We start from the raw sequence: 22,663 nt of genomic DNA, 5'->3' as shown, positions 1-22,663 counted from the left end.
AAAATCCTCCGATTTATTTGGATATGGTGTGGAGAAGTGCTTTTTTGTCCATTTTTCAAAAAAGCAACAAAAATGTTTTCCAAAGCAGTTCCACACATTTTCCAGTTTAATTACACAGACTTATCAAAGCGCGAAACGCCTGAGTTTACTGGGCGCGCAGGGGTTTTCCTCTTATCCACAGCCCCTAAGGCGAATAAGGCGGAAAAAATTTATTTATTTCTATATATGCGTAACGTGGGAAAGGAGTTTTACACATATGAAAATCGTATGTAACAAATCAGACCTTGTAAAAGGAGTTAATATTGTTTCTAAAGCTGTTCCTGGAAAAACAACAATGCCAATATTGGAATGTATCTTAATTGATGCCACTACTGACATTATTAAGTTGACTGCCAACGATATGGAACTTGGCATCCAGACAGAAATTGCAGGTGAGATCATTGATTGTGGTATGATTGCCATTGATGCAAAGATTTTTTCTGAAATTGTTAGAAAACTTCCGGATAATGAAGTTTCTATAGAAACTGATGACAGACTTCAGACAACTATTGTGTGTGAAAAAGCAAAATTTGATATTTCCGGAAAACCTGGCAATGAATTTGCTTATCTTCCAATTATTGAGAAAGATGATTCTATAGCAATTTCACAGTTCACTTTGAAAGAAGTTATTCGTCAGACTATCTTTTCTATTGCTGATACAGAAAGCAACAAATTAATGACCGGAGAATTATTTGAAATAAAAGATAATGTTTTAAGAGTTGCATCTTTGGATGGACATCGAATTTCTATCCGTAAAATTGAATTGAAAAATCCAGTAAGTGATTATAAGATGGTTGTACCTGGTAAAACTTTAATTGAAATTAGCAAAATTTTATCCGGAGAAGCTGAGAGTATGGCCGAAATTTCTTATACAAATAACCATATTGTGTTTGAATTTGACAATACAATCGTTGTTTCCAGACTTATTGAAGGTGATTATTTTAAAATTGATCAGATGCTGTCCAGTGATTACGATACAAAAGTAAGAATTAACAAAAAAGAATTCTTAAATTGTATCGACCGCGCAACACTTCTCATCAAAGAAGGAGATAAAAAACCGATCATCATTGACATCCAGGATGAAATGATGGAGTTAAAAATCAAATCTCAGATCGGATCCATGAATGAAGAGATTATGATTTCCAAGGATGGAAAAGATCTTCTGATCGGATTCAATCCGAAATTCCTGATTGACGCACTGCGTGTTATTGTTGATGAAGAGGTTACACTTTATCTGATGAATGCAAAAGCACCTTGCTTCATCAAGGATGAGACAGAAAGCTATATTTATCTTATCCTTCCTGTAAACTTTAATGCAAATGTATAATAAGTGCATAATTATGTAAAAAAAGCTAATATTATTCATGAAAATGCATGAATAATTATACATTTATTCATTTTTAACAAATATAAAGGAGCGACTATGGAAACAATCAAATTGCGTGATGAATTTATAAAGCTTGGGCAGGCATTAAAAGCAGCCGGTCTTGTTGAATCGGGCGTTGAGGCAAAAGAAGTCATCCAGGACGGACAGGTGTCTGTAAATGGAGAAATTGATACTCGCCGTGGAAGAAAATTATACGGCGGGGATGTTGTATCATTTGGCGGAGAAGAAATCAAAATTGAAGATTAAATCTTTGAAACTGAAAAATTTTAGAAACTACGAACTTTTGAATCTGGAATTTGATGGCAGCACCAACATTTTCTACGGGGATAATGCCCAGGGAAAGACGAATATTCTGGAGGCTGTCTATCTGTCCGGGACGACGAAGTCCCACAGAGGAAGCAAAGACCGAGATATGATCCGGTTCGGGGCAGAGGAATCACACATTGAGGTGATTGTTGAAAAACGCGGGATTCAGGATCAGATTGACATGCATCTGAAGAAGAACCGGCCGAAAGGTGTTGCTATTAATAAGATTCCGATACGCAAAGCCGGAGAATTATTTGGCATTGTAAATCTCGTATTTTTTTCACCGGAGGATCTGAACATTATAAAAAATGGTCCGGCGGGAAGAAGAAAGTTCATAGATTTAGAGCTGTCACAGCTTGATAAAGTATATTTTAATCATTTATCCAATTACAGTCGGATCGTAAATCAGAGAAATCATTTACTAAAAGACAGTGCATACCGGCAAGATGCAATGGAGACTCTGGACATCTGGGATCTCCAGCTTGTTCAGTATGGCAATGCAATCATTGCGAGGAGAAAACAATTTGTTGACGAAATGAACGAAATTGTTTCCGGAATACATAAGAAACTGACTGGCGGTAAGGAAGAAATCCGTCTGATTTACGAACCGAGTACGAAAAACATGTCTCTTGAGCAGGCTCTTGAGATGAACAGACAGCGAGATATCAGGATGAAGAGTACTTCGGTAGGGCCCCATCGAGACGACGTCTGTTTTATGGTCGGGAATCTGGACATCCGGAGATTCGGATCCCAGGGACAGCAAAGGACCGCAGCATTGTCATTGAAACTGGCAGAAATCGAGCTGGTGAAAAGAGTGATCGGAGACACACCGGTTCTGTTACTTGACGATGTGTTGTCTGAACTTGACAAACACAGGCAAAACTATTTATTAGACAGTATTCATGATATACAGACACTCATTACCTGTACAGGAGTGGATGAATTTGTAAATCATAGATTTGAAGTCAATAAAGTATTTCATGTCCAGAGCGGACAAGTGATAAAGGAAAACTAGGAGGATTAGCATGGCTACAGAAAAGGTACAGCACGAATATGGCGCAGACGAAATTCAGATACTGGAAGGACTGGAAGCTGTAAGAAAGCGTCCGGGAATGTATATTGGAAGTACCTCATCAAGAGGTCTTCATCATCTGGTATATGAGATTGTTGATAATGCGGTTGATGAGGCGTTGGCAGGATTCTGTGATACCATTCACGTAACGATCAATCCGGATAATTCCGTTACTGTCACAGATAATGGACGTGGAATTCCGGTCGGAATCAACCATAAATCAGGACTTCCGGCAGTTGAAGTCGTATTTACGGTGCTTCATGCCGGAGGAAAATTCGGTGGTGGAGGATACAAGGTATCCGGAGGACTTCATGGAGTAGGTGCATCTGTTGTAAATGCGCTTTCTGTCTGGCTGGAAGTTGAAATTTGCCACGAAGGAAAAGTATACAGACAGCGCTATGAGCGAGGAAAAGTTGCAAAGAAGCTGGAAGTCATCGGAGAATGTGAGCCGGGAAAGACAGGAACAAAGGTCACATTCCTGCCGGATGGAGAGATTTTTGAGACAACAATCTTTGATTACAGCATTTTACAGCAGAGATTCCGTGAGATGGCATTTTTGACAAAGGGACTGAAGATCGTTCTTCGCGATGAAAGACCACAAGAGCCGATTGAGAAGACTTTCCACTACGAAGGTGGAATCAAAGAATTTGTTGAGTATCTGAACCGCAGTACGACTCCGCTTTACGAGCAGATCATTTACTGTGAGGGAATCGTCAACAATGTATCTGTTGAAGTTGCAATGCAGCACAATGATTCCTACAATGAGAACAGCTACGGATTTGTAAATAATATTACGACTCCGGAAGGTGGAACTCATATTGTCGGATTTAGAAATGCGTTAACAAAGACATTTAATGATTACGCAAGAAAGAATAAACTTTTAAAAGATAATGAGCCGAACTTGACAGGTGAGGATATACGTGAGGGACTGACTGCAATTATCAGTGTCAAGATCGAGGATCCTCAATTCGAAGGTCAGACAAAGCAGAAACTCGGAAACAGTGAGGCAAGAGGAGCAGTTGATAATGTTGTCAGTGAACAGCTTCAGATTTTCCTGGAACAGAATCCTCAGGTCGCTAAAGTAACAGTTGAGAAGTCTGTGATGGCACAGCGTGCGAGAGAGGCTGCAAGAAAAGCGAGAGATCTGACAAGAAGGAAATCAGCTCTTGATGGCATGTCACTTCCTGGTAAGCTTGCAGACTGTTCTGACAAGAATCCGGAAAAATGCGAAATCTACATCGTAGAGGGAGATTCCGCCGGTGGTTCTGCAAAGACAGCCAGAGACCGTGCAACACAGGCCATCCTTCCACTTCGTGGTAAGATACTCAATGTTGAGAAGGCAAGACTGGATCGAATTTATGGAAATGCGGAGATCAAAGCCATGATCACGGCATTTGGAACCGGAATCCATGAAGACTTTGATATCAGCAAATTACGTTATCACAAGATCATCATCATGACCGATGCCGATGTGGATGGAGCCCATATCAGTACACTGCTTCTGACATTTATGTACAGATTTATGCCAGATCTGATCAAAGAAGGATACGTGTATCTGGCACAGCCGCCACTTTATAAGCTCGAAAGAAATAAAAAAGTTTGGTATGCATACAGCGACGAAGAACTTGACAGCATTTTGCAGGAAGTTGGGCGTGATAACAATAATAAAATTCAGCGTTACAAAGGTCTTGGAGAGATGGATGCAGAGCAGCTTTGGGATACCACTATGGATCCGGAGCACCGCGTACTCCTTCGTGTCACAATGGATGATGAGACAGCAAGCGAGCTGGATCTCACATTTACAACACTGATGGGAGATAAGGTAGAGCCAAGACGTGAGTTCATCGAAGAAAATGCACAGTATGTACAGAATCTTGACATTTAAACCTGACATTTAAATATTAGCGAAATATTTTCGCTTTGCAGAAAGGAAAATAGATAAATGGAAGACAATATTTTTGATAAAGTCCATGAGGTCGACCTGAAGAAAACAATGGAGACCTCCTATATCGATTATGCCATGAGTGTTATTGCTTCCCGTGCGCTTCCAGATGTAAGAGACGGATTGAAACCTGTACAGAGAAGAATTCTTTACTCCATGATCGAGCTGAACAATGGACCGGATAAACCGCACAGAAAATCAGCCCGTATCGTCGGTGATACAATGGGTAAATATCATCCGCACGGTGACAGTTCTATTTACGGAGCATTGGTTAATATGGCTCAGGAATGGTCTACCAGATATCCGCTTGTCGACGGGCATGGAAACTTCGGTTCTGTGGACGGTGACGGAGCAGCGGCTATGCGTTACACAGAGGCAAGACTGAGTAAGATTTCCATGGAACTGACTGCTGATATCAACAAAGATACGGTAGATTTCATGCCAAACTTCGATGAGACGGAGAAAGAGCCGGTCGTACTTCCGGCAAGATTCCCGAACCTTCTGGTGAACGGTACATCCGGTATTGCCGTAGGTATGGCAACGAATATCCCGCCGCACAATCTTCGTGAGGTCATTGACGCAGTAGTCAGAATTATCGATAACAAGATTGCAGATAAAGACGAGACAACAATGGAAGAAATCCTTGAAATCATCAAGGGACCAGATTTCCCGACCGGTGGAGAGATTCTTGGTACAAGAGGAATCGAGGAAGCATATCGAACAGGACGTGGTAAGATTCGTGTACGTGCCGTAACGAACATTGAGACGATGCCGAATGGAAAGAGCCGCATCATTGTTACAGAGCTTCCGTACATGGTCAATAAGGCCCGTCTGATCGAGAAAATCGCAGAGCTGGTACGTGACAAGAAGGTGGATGGAATCACAGACTTAAGTGATCAGTCCAGCCGTGAAGGTATGCGTATTGTTATTGAACTTCGTAAAGATGTCAATGCAAATGTATTGCTGAACCAGCTTTACAAACATACACAGCTTCAGGATACATTTGGCGTGATTATGCTGGCACTGGTCGGCAAACAGCCAAAAGTCATGAATATTTTAGAGCTTCTTGGATATTACCTGAAGCATCAGGAAGATGTTGTGACACGTCGTACAAAGTACGAACTGAACAAAGCAAAAGAAAGAGCGCATATCTTAAAAGGATTATTGATCGCGCTTGATAATATTGACGAAGTTATCCGGATCATCCGTGGTTCCAGTACGGTACAGGCTGCAAAAGCAGAACTCATGGAGAAATTCGAATTGGATGATGTTCAGGCTCAGGCTATCGTAGATATGCGTCTGCGTGCTCTGACCGGATTGGAAAGAGAGAAGCTTGAGAAAGAATATGCAGAACTTATGGCTCAGATTGAGAGACTGGAGGCAATTCTGGCAGACGAAAAATTACTTCTTGGAGTGATTCGTGAAGAAATTCTTGTCATTAAGGATAAATATGGTGATGACAGAAGAACATCCATCGGATTTGACGAGTATGACATTTCCATGGAGGATCTGATTCCGAAGGAGAATATTGTAATTACCATGACAAAGCTTGGTTACATCAAGCGTATGTCTGATGATACATTTAAGGCACAGAATCGTGGCGGTAAGGGAATTAAAGGTATGCAGACTTTGGATGAAGACTATGTGGAAGAGCTATTCATGACGAATACGCACCACTACATTATGTTCTTTACGAACACCGGACGTGTCTACAGACTGAAAGGTTACGAGATTCCGGAGGCAAGCCGCACATCAAGAGGAACTGCAATCATCAACCTGCTCCAGTTAATGCCGGGCGAGAAGATTACCGCAGTAATCCCAATTGACTACTACCGCGACCAGGATTATCTGATCATGGCAACGAAGAAAGGTCTTGTGAAGAAGACATCACTTCGCGAGTACATGAATGTAAGAAAGACAGGACTTGCCGCAATTACACTGCGTGATGAGGATGAACTGATCGAAGTAAAATTCACAGACAACAATCAGGAAATCATTCTTGCAACGAAGTATGGTCAGTGTATCCGCTTTAATGAGACCGACGTAAGAGCAACAGGACGTAACTCCATGGGAGTACGCGGAATCAACCTTGCAGACCGCGACGAAGTGATTGGAATGCAGCTTGTGACCCAGGGACATGACCTTTTGATCGTATCTGAAAAAGGTATGGGTAAACGTACAGACATCCATGAATTTACAGCACAGAACCGTGGCGGCAAAGGAGTGAAGTGCTACAAGATCACTGAAAAGACAGGAAATGTCATCGGAATCAAGGCAGTTGACGAAGACGATGAGATTATGATCATAAACACAGACGGAATCATCATCCGTATGCTGTGTTCCGGAATCTCCGTACTCGGAAGAATCACATCCGGAGTCAAACTCATCAACCTGAAAGATAAAGAGACCGTAGCAAGTATCGCAAAAGTCAGAGACGAAGAAAAAGAAGAAGCCAAAAAGAAAGAAATCTTCGGCGAAGATGGGGTTGAAGTAGACCAGATTGATGTAGAATCACTGGCGTTAGAAAGTGACGAAGAATAAAAATAATTCTATCTGAGAAAAGAATACTTAATAAGACTATAAAAAAATCTGCAGCTGCAAGACATGAAAATCCGAGGCTGCAGATTTTTTTGTCTTGTATATCACTAAGGGACAGGGTAAAATGAAAAAAGAGATGAAAGGAGATCATTATGCGTTCAGTCGATGTAAGTATAGTTACGAGAAATATTAAAGAAATGTGTATTCAGGCGAATCATTTTCTGTCTGAGGATATGGATATAGCAATGAAAAATGCGGTGGAGACGGAGGAAGCACCGCTTGGAAAGCAGATTCTGACACAGCTTCAGGAGAACTTAAAGATTGCAGGAGAGGATATGATCCCAATCTGTCAGGATACCGGTATGGCGGTCGTGTTCATAGAAGTTGGTCAGGAGGTACACTTTGAAGGTGGAAGTCTTACGGATGCCATCAATGAGGGTGTGCGCCAGGGATATGTGGAAGGATATCTTAGAAAGTCTGTTGTAGGTGACCCGATTATCCGTGAGAATACGAAAGATAACACGCCGGCAGTTATTCACTATAACATTGTGCAGGGGGATAAAGTAAAGATTAAAGTTGCTCCGAAGGGATTTGGAAGCGAGAATATGAGCCGTGTCTTTATGCTGAAGCCTGCCGATGGGATTGAAGGTGTGAAGAATGCAATTCTGACAGCTGTTCAGGATGCAGGACCGAATGCCTGTCCGCCGATGGTAGTCGGTGTCGGAATTGGTGGTACATTTGAAAAATGTGCTCTTATGGCGAAGGATGCCCTGACACGTGAAGTTGGCACACACTCAGACATCCAGTGGGTCAAGGATCTGGAAGAGGAGATGCTTGAGACAATCAACAAGCTTGGCATCGGACCTGGAGGTCTTGGAGGAACAACAACGGCTCTTGCGGTAAATGTTAATACATATCCGACTCACATTGCCGGACTTCCGGTAGGAATCAATATTTGCTGTCACGTCAACAGACACATCGTGAGGGAGGTATAGTCATGGAGAAGCATATAAAAGCACCAATCAGCAAAGAAGTATCCCGTAAGCTCAGAGCAGGAGATTATGTATACATTACAGGAACTATCTATACGGCGAGAGATGCCGCTCACAAGAGAATGGATGATGCGCTTAAAAATGGAGAAAATCTTCCGGTAGACATGGCTGGACAGACGATTTATTACATGGGACCATCCCCGGCGAGAGAAGGACGTCCGATTGGTTCCGCAGGTCCGACAACTGCGAGCCGTATGGACCGCTACGCGCCGAAGCTTCTGGATCTTGGCCTCACAGCCATGATTGGAAAAGGTAAGAGAAGTAAGGAAGTACTGGATGCTGTCAAAAGAAACGGAAGTGTTTACTTTGCGGCAGTAGGAGGAGCAGGAGCGCTTCTTTCAAAATGTATTAAGACTTCTGAGGTCGTAGCTTACGATGATCTTGGAACAGAAGCTATCCGCAAGCTTTATGTAGAAGATTTCCCGGTGATCGTAGTCGCTGATTGCGAGGGCGGTTATCTGTACGAAAGTGCCATAAAGGAGTACAAGAAGATATGAAACGAATCATAATGATGGTTCTTCGGAACATTTTACTTGTCCCGTGGATGTGGGCGAAATTATGCTATCATGCGTCTCACGTAGACAAATACACAGAAGAAGAACATTACCGGATGCTCCAGTTCATCACACATCGCGCCAATAAGGGTGGAAATGTGTCCATAGATGCCCACGGGCTTGAGAATATCCCTAAAGAGAACGGATTTATGTTCTTTCCGAATCATCAGGGACTTTATGATGTACTGTCATTGGTAGATGTCTGCCCGAAGCCATTTTCCGTAGTTGCTAAAAAAGAAGTGGAAAATGTGCCATTTTTAAAACAAGTTTTCAAATGTATGAAAGCATATATGATGGATCGTAACGATATCCGTCAGTCACTGCAGGTCATTGTAAATGTGACAAATGAGGTAAAGAACGGAAGAAATTATCTCATTTTCCCGGAAGGAACAAGATCTAAGATGGGAAATGAGATGCTGGAGTTCAAAGGCGGAAGCTTTAAAGCAGCCACAAAAGCAAAATGCCCGATCGTGCCGGTTGCACTGATCGATTCTTTCAAGCCATTTGACACTAACAGCATTGCACCGGTCACAGTGCAGGTACATTTCTTAAAACCATTATACTATGATGATTATAAAGACATGAAGACGAATGATATCGCGGAACTTGTAAGAAGTCAGATTCAGAAAACGATCCAAGAAGCAACGAACGTGAATAAAACAGATGTTTCTATTTAGATTTCTTTTTCCAGGGAAGGAAAGTTCGTTATAATAAGATGGATAAATACGGATATGTTGATAACTTATGTAAAAAATGGAACAAATGTGGATAACTCATCCGAGAGTGCAGATAGAATCTCATTTGAAAACAATTCTTTCTATTGCAGCAATTGTGGTTGTGCTTATCGTACTTCGAAGAAGAAAAAATTCATAAAGTAAATGATTGAGGGGGCTGTGAAAAAAGAATAGTCCCCCAGAAAAGAAAGACCAAGAGTTTATAATGAACTCAAGGTCTTTCTTTCTGTTATAATTAACTTGCAATGAAAATTAATAAAATCTATTCTAACCCAAAACAGGCAGTTTTGCCAATGCTAATTCAAGATTCACAGATCCATCCAGGCAGAAGGTACATTTGGTATCATAAAAAACGACCGTTGGTACAAAAGGATTGTCCGAAGAGAAATAAAATCTGTATTGCTTGAAGCATTTCTCGTTTCTATCAGACACATTCTTTATAAATATCGCAACAAACAGAAAAAAGGTGCAACTGCCGCATAGAATTTCATAATAGCATTCATATGGGGAAGGGGAACTATATCTTTTTTGTAATTCGTCAGGTTAAAGTGATAAAATACTATATGGTAAAAACAAAATATAGTGATTTTATAATAACTTTATAGTAATATAGTTGCGCAGAGATATCAAAGTAATGTATACTAAGAAAAATCAAGGCGGTCAGATGGAAAGAGAGAAGAAATCATGGACATTATAGAAAATATCAAAAAGAGAAGCACAGAGCTTACAAGAAAACAGTACATGGTTGCAAAGTATATGATTGATCATCCGGACGAGATGGCATATATTACATTGAAAGAGTTGAGTCGGGACATTGGAGTAACGGAGATTACGATACTCAATACATGTGCATCACTTGGCTATGAAGGTTTTACCCAGATTAAATATGAATTTCGCAAGGATATAATTCAGAAACAAAAGACGGATGTTCTGGACGAAAGCAGTGTCTATACAGAGAAAGTTCCCAAATATGAACATGATAACCGGGAAAAGGTTCTGGCAGAGATTGGAGATGAAGAGGTCAAAGCTATTACGGATTACTGGAAAAATATTGATTTAAAAAAATATTTTGAAGCGGCAGATTTGATTTTGAACAGTAAGCAGATTTTTATCTGTGGAAGAGGCATTTCCTGGACGATGGCGGAATATATGAAAAATAGACTCTCTTCTTGTGAGGTCCTTGGAATTACTGCAAATACAGAATTGAATGATGATGTTTATGGAATGTTGACTTCACTGACAGAAGAATCTCTGCTCATACCGATTTCATTTCCGGATTACTACTTTATGACAACGAAAGTGACTGAGCGGGCAAGAATGCAGAATGCAAAAATACTGGCAATTACTGACCGTCTGGACACAGCAGTGGCGCAGTGCGCAGACTTGACATTGACAGCTCCGACTATGACGCGTGTTTTTCTGAATACATTGACATCACCGATGCTTATGCTGAATTTATTGACCTCCGCTATAAAATTAAAGCAGGGCAAGACAGAACTTAATGAGAATTAGCGTGCAAAAAAGAATTAAAGAACAATAACGGATTAGTAAAATAGACTGAAAATAAAGCAAAAATAAAGTGAAAATATAAGAAAAGTGGTGCAATATTACTGAAAATGTAGTATAGCACCACTTTTTATTACAAAAAGATAGACCAAAATTAAAGTATTTGATATAATATAGACAAATATTATAGATGCAACGGAAAAAGGAGGGCTAATCTATGAAAAAGAAAATCATAAGTGCACTTCTCGCAGCTGTTATGGTATTTTCCTTGACAGCCTGTGGTGGTGGAAGTGACAAAAAGTCAGCAGACGGAACGTATTACAACACGTATCTGGACACAGATCCGACAACGATGGATCCGGTCAAAGGTAATGATACTTACAGTATGGGAATCCTGAGAAATATTATGGAGCCTTTGACACGTCTGGAAGAAGATGGAGATAAGCAGGAACGTAAAGGTGCCGGAGCAGAATCATGGGAATCTAATGATGACGGTACCGTCTGGACATTCCATCTTCGTGATAATAAGTGGTCTGATGGCGAGCCGGTTACAGCAGATGATTACGTATACGGAATGAAGCAGACACTTGACCCGGAAGCTGGTTCACCAAATGCATTTTACATTACATGTATTAAGAACGGTGAAGCAATCTACAATGGAGAAAAAGATGTGTCTGAACTTGGCGTAAAAGCAGTCGATGATAAAACACTTGAGATTACATTAGAGTACTCGGTACCATATTTCCTTTCTCTGACAGATACAAGAGCGATGTATCCGGTTCGTGAAGATCTGGTAGAAAAATACGGAGAGAGCTATGGCGCAAATGTAGAATCTATGGTCGGATGTGGACCATTCAAGATGACAAGCTGGAAACGTAATTCTAAAATCGAATTAGAGAAAAATGAAAATTACTGGGATAAAGATTCTGTAAAATTAGATAAAGTAAATTATCAGATTGTATCAGACCAGACAGCAAGATTCAACTCCTTCGACAGTGGATCTCTGGATTATGTTGCATGTGCTGATAAAGAGTGGATCGGAAGATTTGATAAGAAAGACAAAGTTGATGTTGTTGAAGCACCAATCCCAACAGTAAGATACGATTTCTTTAACTGCCAGGACAAAATATTCAGCAATGTAAACATCAGAAAAGCTTTCACAATGGCAGTAAACCGTGAAGATATGTGTTCTGTTATTTACAATGATATCCACAAACCATTATACGGCTGGATTCCATATTCTACATCAACGGGTGAACTTGGAGAGTATCGTGATCAGGTAGAAGAGCCATTAAAATCTATTACAGAAGATCCAAAAGAGTTACTTCTTAAAGGTATGCAGGAATTAGGACTCGGAAGTGATCCATCTACATTAAACATTACATACACATTAAGTGGTACAACAGAGTGGACAAGAACTTATGCAGCATATTGTCAGCAGATGTGGGAGAAAATTCTTGGAGTAAAAGTTGAGCTTGACTTCAATGAGTGGGGAACATTCCAGAGTAAGACGAATAATGGTGAATTCCAGATTGCTATGATGACCTGGTCTATCGACTATGATGATCCAATGGCTATGATGGAAGTATTTGCCGGTGGTTCTAACATGGTTCCTGTATTCTGGCAGAATGAGCAGTATGACAGTCTTGTTGCTCAGGCAAGAAAAGAGATGGATGAAAAGACAAGAGTTGACCTTTACAAGCAGGCAGAAAATATTCTTCTGGCAGAAGACTGTGTTGTCAGCCCGAACGTAAATGAATGTACACATTCTTATTATTATCAGTATGTGAAGAATTACAATAAACTGGCAAGTTCAACAAGTGGACTGAAATATGTAGATACAAGTGCAAGATAGTAAAAGATAAGAATTTTTCCGCCGCTTAATCTAAGAGCGGCGGTATTTTTAACAGGAGCGGATAATATGAAAAAATTTCTTGTAAAAAGAATCGGTTATATGATTGTTACTCTCGTAATCATCATTACAGCCACATTTTATATGATGCACAGTATTCCGGGAGATCCGCTTGCCCACATGGCAAGAAATCTTCCTGAGCAGACAAAAGCAAATTATTATGCAAAATATGGACTGGACAAATCCACAACGGAGCAGTATGGAATTTTTATGAAGAATCTGATTACGAAAGGTGATCTTGGTGAGTCCTTAAAATATCCTGGAACTTATATAACAGACACACTTCTTGAAAATTCCAAAGTTTCAGCAACTCCGGGAGGACTGGCGCTGATTGCTGGAGTATTTTTAGGTATTATTCTTGGAATCGTGGCCGCACTTCATAAAAATAAGTGGCCTGATTACATAGTCATGTTCATAGCAATACTGGGTATTACGGTTCCAGTCTTCGTACTGGCATCACTTCTTCAGTTTGTATTCTGTGTACAACTCGGAGTGTTGCCAACAACAGGATGGGGAAGCTGGCAGAATGTGGTGCTTCCGACCGTTGTATTGAGTTTTGGCACGATTGCCACTTATGCTCGTTATGTAAAGTCCAATATGCTGGATGTTATGAATCAAGATTATATTCTGACAGCGGAAGCAAAAGGTGTCAGCAGATTCAATGTGATCCGCAAACATGTTATGAAAAATGCATTTCTCCCATGTATGACACTTCTCGTAGGCCAGATATCCGGAATCTTTACAGGTTCTTTCGTTGTAGAAAAAATATTTGGAATACCAGGACTTGGATTTTATTACATCAATTCAATTAATGACCGAGATTACACGATGATTATCGGAACCACTGTATTTGCAGCATTTTTATTTGTATTTGTACAGTTGATCGTAGATATTGCATATACAGTTCTGGATCCTAGAATCCGGGTTGATTAGGAGGAAGATACATGATGGAAAACCAGAATACATTTGATATGACAGAAAATATCCCAGATGAAATGTTTGAAATCATCGGACTTGAGAAAGATGAAGAGGTTCCTGCTCGTCCGAGAATCGGATACTGGGCCGATGCATGGAGAAGATTTAAAGAAAATAAAGTAGCGCTTCTGGCAGGTATTATCCTTCTTGTTCTTATATTTTTCATTATATTCGGACCGGCCATCAGCGGGTATGGATATGAGAAAATTGATTCGGGTGCAATCAATCAGGGACCAAGTGCAGCACATTGGTTCGGAACAGATGACCTTGGACGTGATCTGTTTGCCAGAGTATGGCAGGCGGGACGTGTCTCTCTTTTGATTGGTATTACAGGAGCGCTTGTAGCTAGTTTGATCGGAAGTATCTATGGAGGTATCGCAGCATATTTTGGAGGAATTGTGGACGATATCATGATGCGTATTGTAGAGGTTCTTTTAAGTATTCCATATCTTTTGATTGTTATCCTGATTTCTGTAGTGACGGACAGCAAGAGTCTTGGAACGATGCTGATTGCCTTGACACTGACAGGATGGTGTGGAATTGCCAGACTGGTGCGTGGACAGATGCTTCAGCTGAAATCACAGGAATTTGTCCTTGCAGCAAATGCACTCGGTGTATCGCCGATGAAAATTATTATGAAACATATGATTCCAAATACACTCGGTATGATTATCGTAGCTATTACATTTGATATTCCAGGATACATTTTCTCAGAGGCGTTCTTAAGTTATGTAGGACTTGGAATCCAGCCGTCACAGACAAGCTGGGGAGCTCTTGCATCTGCCGCTCAGCAGAACTTTATGTTCTATCCAACACAGCTTTTGTTCCCGGCAATTATGATTGCCCTTACAATGCTGAGTTTTACTTTGCTTGGTGACGGACTTCGTGACGCATTAGATCCGAAACTTAGAAAATAGTCTGGAGGTAGATGAAGATGGAAAATGAAAAAGTATTAGAAGTAGATAATCTGTATGTTTCTTTTCAGACTTATGCAGGAGAAGTAAAAGCTGTCCGTGGTGTCAGCTTTGAATTAAAAAAAGGTGAGACGCTTGCATTCGTAGGAGAGTCAGGATGTGGAAAGACCGTAACGGCCAAAGCTGTCATGCGTCTTTTAAAACCGCCATTCGCAGAGATTAAACCGGAGTCGAAGATTGTCTGTAATGGAAAAGATGTCATGAAAATGACGGACAAAGAATTATATAAGTTTCGCGGAGACGAAATCAGTATGATTTTTCAGGATCCAATGACCTCACTGAATCCTACGATGACCATTGGTAAGCAGATTATGGAAAGTCTGATCATTCATCGTGGCATGAATAAGGCAGAGGCAAGAAAAGAAGCTATCCGTATGCTTGAGATGGTCAAGATTCCAAGCCCGGAATCTCGAATTGATAATTATCCGCATGAATTATCCGGTGGTATGAGACAACGTGTTATGATTGCCATTGCACTTGCATGTAATCCGAAAATTCTGATTGCAGATGAACCAACAACTGCGCTTGATGTAACAATCCAGGCACAGATTATGGATCTGATGCGCGAATTAAAAGAAAAATCTAATACAGCTATTATTCTGGTAACACATGACCTTGGTGTTGTGGCTAATTTCGCGGATCGTATTCAGGTTATGTATGCAGGCCAGGTCGTAGAGAGGGGAACTGCCCGTGAGATTTTCTATGAAAGCAAACATCCGTATACATGGGCGCTTTTAAGTTCCGTGCCAAAGGTTACCAATGAATCAAAAGAAGAATTATATGCGTTAAAGGGAACACCTCCGGATCTCCTGCTTCCATTACATGAATGCCCATTTGCATCCAGATGTGAGTACTGCATGGGAATCTGTAAAGAGAGAAATCCAATGGAGACATCCTTAAGTGATACACATAAGGTGTCATGCTGGCTGCAGCATCCAAAAGCACCGAAGGTAGAATCCTTCTATGATAAGGAGGCAAAATAATGGATCAGAATAATTATATCTTTGAAGTAGAAGACCTTTGTAAATATTTTCCGGCAGGAAAGAAAAAGGTCGTAAAGGCTGTAGACGGAATTAATCTGAAGATTCGAAAAGGCGAGACAATTGGTCTTGTTGGAGAATCTGGTTGTGGAAAGACAACTTGTGGAAGAACGATTATCAAGTTGTATGAGCCGACAAAGGGAAAGATTCTTTTTGAAGGAAAAGATGTATCCAAACTTCATGGAAAGGAACTGTTATCTTTCAAAAAGGATGTTCAGGTCATATTCCAGGATCCGTATGCATCTCTGGACCCACGTATGACAATCGGAGAGATTATCAGTGAAGGAATGCATGTACATTTGAAACTTTCTCAGAAAGAAATGGATGAAAGAGTCGCAGATCTGTTAAATAAAGTAGGTTTAAATGCTGAATATGCCAACCGTTTTGCTCATGAGTTATCCGGTGGTCAGAGACAGCGTGTCGGTATTGCCCGTGCGCTGGCGGTAGAACCGAAGTTTATTATGTGTGATGAGCCAATCTCTGCGCTGGATGTTTCTATTCAGGCACAGGTCGTCAATCTTCTGATCAAATTGCAGAGAGAAATGGGACTGACTTATCTGTTCATTTCCCATGACCTGTCCATGGTGAAACACATTTCCGACCGTGTCGGAGTTATGTATCTTGGATCCTTCGTGGAGCTGGCAAGCAATGAAGTGCTGTATTCATCTCCGAAGCATCCGTATACGCAGGCGTTGATCTCAGCAATTCCGGAAGCAGATCCTGATTATGAGAGCCAGAAGGAAAAGACGAAACTGGAAGGTGAGGTTCCAAGTCCATTGAATCCACCATCTGGATGTAAATTTCGTACCAGGTGTAAATATGCGACCGAGCGGTGTGCGCAGGAGCCCCCAGTGTTCAGAGAGATAGAGCCGGATCATTTTGTGGCGTGCCATCTGTTTGATAAAGACGGAGAAAAATAAGATTTTGATTCACAATTTTTAAAATTTATTTTGAACAGACCATGTCTAAAAGGTCTGAATGTAACATGTTAAGGAGGAAAAGACATGCTCAGTCAGAATATGACAGATAAAATCATAGACTACATCATGTCTCATGGAGGGGATTTTGCAGAAGTGTTCGCAGAGCATACACGACGGAATCAGCTTGCCATGACAGGTGGAAATATGTCAGAGGCACTGGCAGGAATTGAATCAGGAGTAGGAATCCGTATATTTTCCGGCGACCAGTGTGCATATTTCTACACAGAAGATGAGAGGGAAGAGAATCTTTTCCGTCTGTTAAAAGAAAACTGGAAAGCAGGGGAACCAGTCAGACCGGACTGGGAGAAGCTGTCGGCAGATCAGAAAATATATGACAGCACGACAGAATATTTCCAAAGTGCTTCTGTCAAAGATAAGATGAAACTTATGGAAAAATGCGACAAAGCAGGAAGTGCATATAGTAGTCAGATTTCGCAGATGTATCTGAAATATTTGGATATGGATCAGCATGTGCAGATTGCCAATTCGGAAGGTTGCTACATGGAAGACCACCGCATGAAGACAAGACTCTCTATTGAGGCGGTTGTCCGTGACGACCAGGACGTGCAGCGGAGTTATTATGGACCTGGGGCAATGGGAGGTTATGAGTTCCTGAAACAGATAAATGTAGAAGAGTGTGCCAGAAAGGTCGCACAGAACGCCATCCGCTGTCTGGGAGCCAGAGCTTGCCCGACAGGAAGAATGCCAGTCATTATTGCTAATGGATTCGGAGGACTGTTCTTCCATGAGGCCTGCGGTCATTCTCTGGAAGCGACTTCTGTTTCTGACAATGGAAGTGAATTTTCAGGAAAATTAGGTACAAAAGTCGCTTCTGAGAAAGTGACACTGATTGATGACGGAAGTATTCGTGATGGCTGGGGATCTGGCTATATCGATGATGAAGGTGAATTGACAAGAAAAAATGTGCTGATTAAAGATGGAATCCTAAAGAATTATTTGGTGGACCGCCTGAATGGAAAGAAACTTGGTTTGTCTGCAAATGGAAGCAGTCGCCGCGAGAGCTATCGGTTTGCGCCGGTGGCAAGAATGAGCAACACTTATATTGCACCGGGCAGTGATGACGTAGAGAAAATGATTGCGTCTGTAGACCGTGGAATCTATGTAAAGAGTATCAATGCAGGTTCGGTCAACAGTATTACCGGCGAGTTCAACTTTAATACGGGAGAAACATTTCTGATTGAACACGGAGAGATTACGGTGCCGGTTCACAGTGCCACTCTGATTGGAACAGGAGGGGATATCCTTCAGAAAGTCGAGCAGGTAGGAAAGGATTATGAGCTTGGTCAGGGGTTCTGCTATGCCGGAAGCGGAGCTATCTATATTGGGGCAGGACAGCCTACCGTAAAAGTATCAGAGATGACAGTGGGAGGAGACGAGATATGTTAGATTGCAGAGAGCAGAAAACAATAGAAAAGCTGTCTGAGGAGCTTGAAAAAGCTGGCTATACTCACATTTCTTTCCAGGTCGTTCATACGAAGTCAAGAACAACAAGTGTACGTGGCCACAAGTCTGTAAAAAAACAGGACAGCGAGGATGCAGTCTATGTAATCGAGGCTGCTCATGACGGGAAAAAAGAAAAGTCTTACTGGACAGCTCTTCCGGGAGCAGAAGATTTAATTACAATGCTGAGAGAGAATATGGAAGCTCTGGGTGAAAAATATGAAGAAGATGTGGATAATTCTGAGAATTCAAAAGAATCATGTGGAGAGGACGAAAAAGTGCAGTTCATGTGGGAGAACCATGAGACTGTGATGAAAAAGCTTGCAGAGGCAAAGGAAGAAGTTTATCAGGTCCCGAATATAGACCTTGTGGATTATCTTGGATATGAGCAATATTTGGAAGAGATTTATGTATTGGGACCGGGAGATAAGAGGTTCATGGATGCTACAGGATACCACAGTCTCCGTGCAGATTTAAAGGCGGAGAAGGATGGACAGGCATCTTATGCCAGAGGATGCTGTTATGTGAGTGAGTTGGCAGATGACAGTGCAAAGAAGCTGGCGTGTGAGACAGCTAAAGAAGCCAGAGCCGGCCTTGATGCAGAACCGATTGTGTCTGGGCAGTATCCGGTCATTTTGAAAAACTCCGTGATGGCAGAATTACTGGAAGCGTATATTCCGGCATTTTATGCAGACCGGATTAAAAATGAAAGAAGTGCGCTTGCAGGACGTGAGGGTGATAAGATTGCATCTGCAAATGTTTCATTAAAAGAGGTGCCAGATTTGAAAGAGGGCAGAGTATGCCGTAGAATTGATGATGAAGGAATACCTGTGAAAGAAAAATACCTGATAAAAGAAGGAATATTTAAAACAAAACTTGTAAATAAAGAACTTGCGAAAAAATTAAAAATCGAACCTACAGGAAATGGTTTTAAACAATCGCCAAAATCTGATGTGGAAATTGGGATTACAAATGTTATTTTGCAATCTGAATGTGATCTAGGTGAGAAAACAGAATCCTCAATTTTGGACTTGAAGAAAAAAATGTGTCATGGTATCCTTGTAACCGATGTAGATGGTGTATTTGCAGGAATTAATGTAATGACGGGGACATTTTCATTAATTGTAAAAGGAAGAAAGATTGAGAATGGCCGGGAAACAGATGCATTTTGTCAGGTGACGATTGCAGGTAATTTCTTTGATATGCTTGGTCAGATTCAGGGAATCGCAAATGATTACATATCTACATATCCGGATTGCGCAAGTGTAATTGCTCCATCAGTGTATGTAGGAGAATTGGCAGTATCCGGAATATAAGTATGTGATTTCGGAGGAAGAAAATTGTGGAAAACAAAAATCAGACAATGTTACAGCGGGGAATAACATTGTTGACAGTTATTATTGGAAATGCTATGTACGCAGCGGTCGCGGTATTATTCCTGCTTCCGTCAGGGCTGCCGACCGGAGGAACGACAGGTATTGCACTTTTAGTGAACAGATTGACCGGATTATCCGTTTCGATGTTCGTGCTGGGATTTAATATTGTGATGCTGGTAGTCGGATTTATTTTTCTTGGAAAGAAATTCGCATTTACAACTATTGTAAGTACATTTACTTATCCAATCTGCCTGGAGTTATTCGGACAGATATTTGCAAATGTACATTTCACAGACGATATCTGGCTGAACACGATATTCTCAGGGCTGGGAATCGGAGTGGGGCTTGGAAGCGTCATTCGTATGGGAGCATCCACCGGAGGTATGGATATTCCGCCGTTGATTTTGAATAAATATTTCAAGATACCTGTGTCAGTCAGCTTGAATGCATTTGATATATGCATCCTGCTTGGCCAGGCTATCCTCATACCGCCTGAAATGCTGTTATATGGAGTTATTCTTGTTATGACCTATACAACAGTGCTGAATAAGGTATTGCTCCTTGGTGGCTCTAAAATGGAGGTTAAGATCATCAGCAGAGATCCGGAGCCGATCCGCCAGGCGATTATCGGGCATCTGGACCGGGGACTTACAATTCTGCGTGCAGAAGGTGGATATTCGCAGGAAGACCGCCAGGTGCTTCTCGTTGTTGTGTCAAATCGTGAACTGCATCAGTTGGAGCGTATTGTAAAGAATATTGATCCGGAAAGCTTTGTAATCGTAAGTGAAGTCAGAGAAGTCAGCGGTCGTGGATTTTCATTGACAAAAGAGCACAAGAGTACTCAGAGCGAAGAAAATAGTGCCAGTGCAAATGTGAAGTAAGAGTTTGAAAAAATAAAATAAAAAAATGATTGACATTAGGGTAAACCTCTAGTATAATCATTTTTGCTGGAGAAATACTCAAGAGGCTGAAGAGGCGCCCCTGCTAAGGGTGTAGGTCGGGTGACCGGCGCGAGGGTTCAAATCCCTCTTTCTCCGTAGGTAAGAGATTTGGAAGAAATTCCGAATCTCTTTTTTTCGTTCTAAGCAAAGGCCGCTACTTGAAATTTACATTTGTCTGGGGTACTATCTTTTTAAATAAATAAACTACAAGCATAGAAGAAAAGATGTATAAGAAACATGGGATGGAGAAAAAGTATGGATGATAAAGAACTTGGACGCATGCTTCGGCTTGAGAAGGTAGAAGAGAATACATTTTCAGAGGAAAAGACAAAAGAAGTATTAGAAAAAGAAAAGCATGATCAGCTCAAATTCCGCCTGAAGAAAAGAATCCGTCCGGAAGTATTTGCACGGATGCCGGAAGAAATACAGGATTTCCTGATAGATATGGATCCGACAGACATGAAAGAAGTATATATATCTACATTGCTGAATCTTCCATGGGAGTCTGAGTTCAAGGTTCCGGAGATTGAGTTAATGGAAGCCAAGACGATGTTGGACAATTCCTATTATGCTATGCTGGAGGTAAAAGAGAAGGTATTACGTTATATGGCTTGCCAGAAGTACCTTGGAAAGAACTATGGGGCAGTTATGCTGCTTGCCGGACCTCCCGGAGTAGGCAAGACATCCATTGCAGTTTCGATTGCAAAGGCGATGGGAAGACCTTGTGTGAAAATATCACTGGCAGGTGTTTCGGATGCATTATTTCTACGAGGAACACAGACCGTATTCAATAATGCCAAGCCGGGAAGGATTGTGGATGCTCTGGTACATGGAAAAAGCTTCTGCCCATTGATCTTATTGGATGAAATTGACAAAATGGGAAGCTCCATCGAACATGGCTGCCCGGAAAATGTACTTCTTGACATATTAGACAGTGACCGTTCAAAATTTGTAGATAACTATCTGGGATTTCCGCTGGATCTGTCAAATGTAATTTTTGTGGCAACAGCTAATAGTCTTGAACCGTTGTCGCCGATATTACAGGATCGTCTGGACATTGTAGAATTACCTCCATATACGATAAGAGACAAAAAGCAAATTGTGAAAGGATACATTTGGCCAAAACTGATCAAGGAGTATCAGATAGAGCAGGTAGATATTGAGGAAGATGCAATAGAAGAATTGATTGCGCTGTGTCCGGAGGAAGGGGTCCGTGACCTTGAAAGAATCTGCCGGAAAATGTGTGAATCTGTTATTAGTTTATATTATGTAGAAGGAAATATCATAGAGAATATCAAAGCAGAGAATCTGGCAAAAATAATGGGACCTATTTATTATAGATAAGATTGTAACAATGGGCACTATATTTTGTATGTTATATGCGTGTAAACACTAAGTATAGATGCGGAAAATTAATGAGAAAAAGATGTAAAAAAAGAATAAAAAAAGATGAATAAAAGTATTGACATATGGTTGTCCAAATGATATTATAACTAAGCTGATTCGCGAGAAAACAATTCTTAAGAATCAAAAAAAGAATAAAAAAGTTATTGACAAGAGTTAATAACTATGATATTCTAGATAAGCTGTTTCGAACGACAGAGATGATCGAAACAAACAGCAAAAAAAGAAAAATAAAAAAGTTGTTGACAAGCGGTTGTGAATGTGATAATATAAATAAGCTGTCGCTGAGACGACAACAAATAAAAAGATCCTTGATAATTAAATAATAGACAACAACCCTGAAGATTCTTTAAGAGAAAATTCAGAACGGACATTGAATGACAATGTCAACCTTAAAACAGTAAAAGGGATAAGAAAGCTAGTAGTTTTCTTGACCTGGAACGAACTTTGATTTTAAATCCGAGTCAAAT

General features: G+C 40.9%; 19 protein-coding genes, 1 tRNA gene and 1 pseudogene. 20 read left to right on the top strand and 1 reads right to left on the bottom strand.

The features are described from left to right. The first annotated feature begins 256 nt into the window (after positions 1-256). The 10 genes from dnaN (at position 257) to LI164_RS09940 (ending at position 11,136) form a co-directional block, all read left to right on the top strand. Positions 257-1,366 (top strand): DNA polymerase III subunit beta, encoded by a 1,110-nt coding sequence (gene dnaN, locus LI164_RS09985; RefSeq protein ID WP_227087067.1) that lies wholly within the window; start codon positions 257-259, stop codon positions 1,364-1,366. Between the two features lie 96 nt (positions 1,367-1,462). Beyond that, positions 1,463-1,672 (top strand): RNA-binding S4 domain-containing protein, encoded by a 210-nt coding sequence (locus LI164_RS09980; protein ID WP_005334675.1) that lies wholly within the window; start codon positions 1,463-1,465, stop codon positions 1,670-1,672. Further along, a complete protein-coding gene (gene recF / locus LI164_RS09975) occupies positions 1,662-2,747 on the top strand; it encodes a DNA replication/repair protein RecF (protein ID WP_117657337.1) in 1,086 nt (361 codons plus the stop codon). The genes LI164_RS09980 and recF overlap by 11 nt, the downstream gene beginning before the upstream one ends. A 10-nt stretch (positions 2,748-2,757) precedes the next feature. Further along, positions 2,758-4,689, top strand: a complete 1,932-nt coding sequence (gyrB, locus tag LI164_RS09970; protein WP_005334672.1) for a DNA topoisomerase (ATP-hydrolyzing) subunit B — start codon at positions 2,758-2,760, stop codon at positions 4,687-4,689. 57 nt (positions 4,690-4,746) lie between these two features. Continuing rightward, positions 4,747-7,287 carry a DNA gyrase subunit A gene (gyrA, locus tag LI164_RS09965; RefSeq protein ID WP_005334671.1) on the top strand — a complete coding sequence of 847 codons (2,541 nt, stop codon included), beginning with the start codon at positions 4,747-4,749 and terminating at the stop codon, positions 7,285-7,287. 149 nt (positions 7,288-7,436) lie between these two features. Beyond that, the gene (locus tag LI164_RS09960; protein WP_227087066.1) at positions 7,437-8,279 is read left to right on the top strand and encodes a fumarate hydratase; all 843 of its coding nucleotides are present in this window, start codon (positions 7,437-7,439) and stop codon (positions 8,277-8,279) included. Between the two features lie 2 nt (positions 8,280-8,281). Further along, positions 8,282-8,833, top strand: a complete 552-nt coding sequence (locus LI164_RS09955) for a Fe-S-containing hydro-lyase (protein ID WP_117657335.1) — start codon at positions 8,282-8,284, stop codon at positions 8,831-8,833. After that, positions 8,830-9,567: a 1-acyl-sn-glycerol-3-phosphate acyltransferase gene (locus LI164_RS09950; RefSeq protein WP_227087065.1), complete on the top strand. Its 738-nt coding sequence runs from the start codon at positions 8,830-8,832 to the stop codon at positions 9,565-9,567. The genes LI164_RS09955 and LI164_RS09950 overlap by 4 nt, the downstream gene beginning before the upstream one ends. A gap of 363 nt (positions 9,568-9,930) precedes the next feature. Continuing rightward, the gene (locus tag LI164_RS16335; RefSeq protein ID WP_227087081.1) at positions 9,931-10,107 is read left to right on the top strand and encodes a transposase; all 177 of its coding nucleotides are present in this window, start codon (positions 9,931-9,933) and stop codon (positions 10,105-10,107) included. A gap of 201 nt (positions 10,108-10,308) precedes the next feature. Beyond that, a complete protein-coding gene (locus LI164_RS09940; protein WP_227087064.1) occupies positions 10,309-11,136 on the top strand; it encodes a MurR/RpiR family transcriptional regulator in 828 nt (275 codons plus the stop codon). Between the two features lie 178 nt (positions 11,137-11,314). Here the strand turns inward: LI164_RS09940 and LI164_RS16500 are convergent. Further along, positions 11,315-11,389 (bottom strand): annotated as a pseudogene (locus tag LI164_RS16500) (hypothetical protein); the annotation flags it as partial. Here LI164_RS16500 and LI164_RS09935 point away from each other — a divergent pair. From LI164_RS09935 to LI164_RS09890, 10 genes are all read left to right on the top strand, one after another. Continuing rightward, a complete protein-coding gene (locus LI164_RS09935; protein WP_369123546.1) occupies positions 11,387-12,985 on the top strand; it encodes a peptide ABC transporter substrate-binding protein in 1,599 nt (532 codons plus the stop codon). The pseudogene LI164_RS16500 and the gene LI164_RS09935 sit on opposite strands and share 3 nt — an antisense overlap. 66 nt (positions 12,986-13,051) lie before the next feature. After that, a complete protein-coding gene (locus tag LI164_RS09930) occupies positions 13,052-13,975 on the top strand; it encodes an ABC transporter permease (RefSeq protein WP_147567882.1) in 924 nt (307 codons plus the stop codon). A gap of 11 nt (positions 13,976-13,986) precedes the next feature. Then, positions 13,987-14,934: an ABC transporter permease gene (locus LI164_RS09925; protein WP_331464371.1), complete on the top strand. Its 948-nt coding sequence runs from the start codon at positions 13,987-13,989 to the stop codon at positions 14,932-14,934. 17 nt (positions 14,935-14,951) lie between these two features. Further along, positions 14,952-15,974, top strand: coding sequence for an ABC transporter ATP-binding protein (locus LI164_RS09920; protein ID WP_227087062.1), 1,023 nt, complete (start codon positions 14,952-14,954; stop codon positions 15,972-15,974). Continuing rightward, positions 15,974-16,951 (top strand): ABC transporter ATP-binding protein, encoded by a 978-nt coding sequence (locus LI164_RS09915; protein WP_147567880.1) that lies wholly within the window; start codon positions 15,974-15,976, stop codon positions 16,949-16,951. The genes LI164_RS09920 and LI164_RS09915 overlap by 1 nt, the downstream gene beginning before the upstream one ends. Positions 16,952-17,035: 84 nt before the next feature. Then, positions 17,036-18,418 carry a TldD/PmbA family protein gene (locus LI164_RS09910; RefSeq protein WP_147567879.1) on the top strand — a complete coding sequence of 461 codons (1,383 nt, stop codon included), beginning with the start codon at positions 17,036-17,038 and terminating at the stop codon, positions 18,416-18,418. After that, complete coding sequence (locus tag LI164_RS09905; protein ID WP_147567878.1) at positions 18,412-19,788, top strand: metallopeptidase TldD-related protein; 1,377 nt, start codon at positions 18,412-18,414, stop codon at positions 19,786-19,788. Before LI164_RS09910 ends, LI164_RS09905 begins: the two co-directional genes overlap by 7 nt. 26 nt (positions 19,789-19,814) lie before the next feature. Next, positions 19,815-20,729 (top strand): YitT family protein, encoded by a 915-nt coding sequence (locus LI164_RS09900; RefSeq protein WP_147567877.1) that lies wholly within the window; start codon positions 19,815-19,817, stop codon positions 20,727-20,729. 68 nt (positions 20,730-20,797) lie between these two features. After that, positions 20,798-20,885 (top strand) — tRNA-Ser (locus LI164_RS09895). A gap of 159 nt (positions 20,886-21,044) precedes the next feature. Continuing rightward, positions 21,045-22,133, top strand: coding sequence for an AAA family ATPase (locus LI164_RS09890; protein WP_187116436.1), 1,089 nt, complete (start codon positions 21,045-21,047; stop codon positions 22,131-22,133). Positions 22,134-22,663 lie beyond the last annotated feature (530 nt).

It is taken from the genome of Dorea sp. 210702-DFI.3.125 (assembly GCF_020560945.1).
GTDB lineage: Bacteria > Bacillota > Clostridia > Lachnospirales > Lachnospiraceae > Dorea > Dorea formicigenerans.
Note: the sequence above shows the minus strand (reverse complement) of the source record. Positions and strands in the feature narration are given on the sequence as shown.

Excerpts from the sequence above, each read along its gene's own strand:
- dnaN (WP_227087067.1), top strand. The coding sequence starts at position 257 with ATGAAAATCGTATGTAACAAATCAGACCTTGTAAAAGGAGTTAATATT.
- LI164_RS09980 (WP_005334675.1), top strand. The coding sequence starts at position 1,463 with ATGGAAACAATCAAATTGCGTGATGAATTTATAAAGCTTGGGCAGGCA.
- gyrB (WP_005334672.1), top strand. The coding sequence starts at position 2,758 with ATGGCTACAGAAAAGGTACAGCACGAATATGGCGCAGACGAAATTCAG.
- gyrA (WP_005334671.1), top strand. The coding sequence starts at position 4,747 with ATGGAAGACAATATTTTTGATAAAGTCCATGAGGTCGACCTGAAGAAA.
- LI164_RS09960 (WP_227087066.1), top strand. The coding sequence starts at position 7,437 with ATGCGTTCAGTCGATGTAAGTATAGTTACGAGAAATATTAAAGAAATG.
- LI164_RS09955 (WP_117657335.1), top strand. The coding sequence starts at position 8,282 with ATGGAGAAGCATATAAAAGCACCAATCAGCAAAGAAGTATCCCGTAAG.
- LI164_RS09950 (WP_227087065.1), top strand. The coding sequence starts at position 8,830 with ATGAAACGAATCATAATGATGGTTCTTCGGAACATTTTACTTGTCCCG.
- LI164_RS09940 (WP_227087064.1), top strand. The coding sequence starts at position 10,309 with ATGGACATTATAGAAAATATCAAAAAGAGAAGCACAGAGCTTACAAGA.
- LI164_RS09935 (WP_369123546.1), top strand. The coding sequence starts at position 11,387 with ATGGTATTTTCCTTGACAGCCTGTGGTGGTGGAAGTGACAAAAAGTCA.
- LI164_RS09930 (WP_147567882.1), top strand. The coding sequence starts at position 13,052 with ATGAAAAAATTTCTTGTAAAAAGAATCGGTTATATGATTGTTACTCTC.
- LI164_RS09925 (WP_331464371.1), top strand. The coding sequence starts at position 13,987 with ATGATGGAAAACCAGAATACATTTGATATGACAGAAAATATCCCAGAT.
- LI164_RS09920 (WP_227087062.1), top strand. The coding sequence starts at position 14,952 with ATGGAAAATGAAAAAGTATTAGAAGTAGATAATCTGTATGTTTCTTTT.
- LI164_RS09915 (WP_147567880.1), top strand. The coding sequence starts at position 15,974 with ATGGATCAGAATAATTATATCTTTGAAGTAGAAGACCTTTGTAAATAT.
- LI164_RS09910 (WP_147567879.1), top strand. The coding sequence starts at position 17,036 with ATGCTCAGTCAGAATATGACAGATAAAATCATAGACTACATCATGTCT.
- LI164_RS09905 (WP_147567878.1), top strand. The coding sequence starts at position 18,412 with ATGTTAGATTGCAGAGAGCAGAAAACAATAGAAAAGCTGTCTGAGGAG.
- LI164_RS09890 (WP_187116436.1), top strand. The coding sequence starts at position 21,045 with ATGGATGATAAAGAACTTGGACGCATGCTTCGGCTTGAGAAGGTAGAA.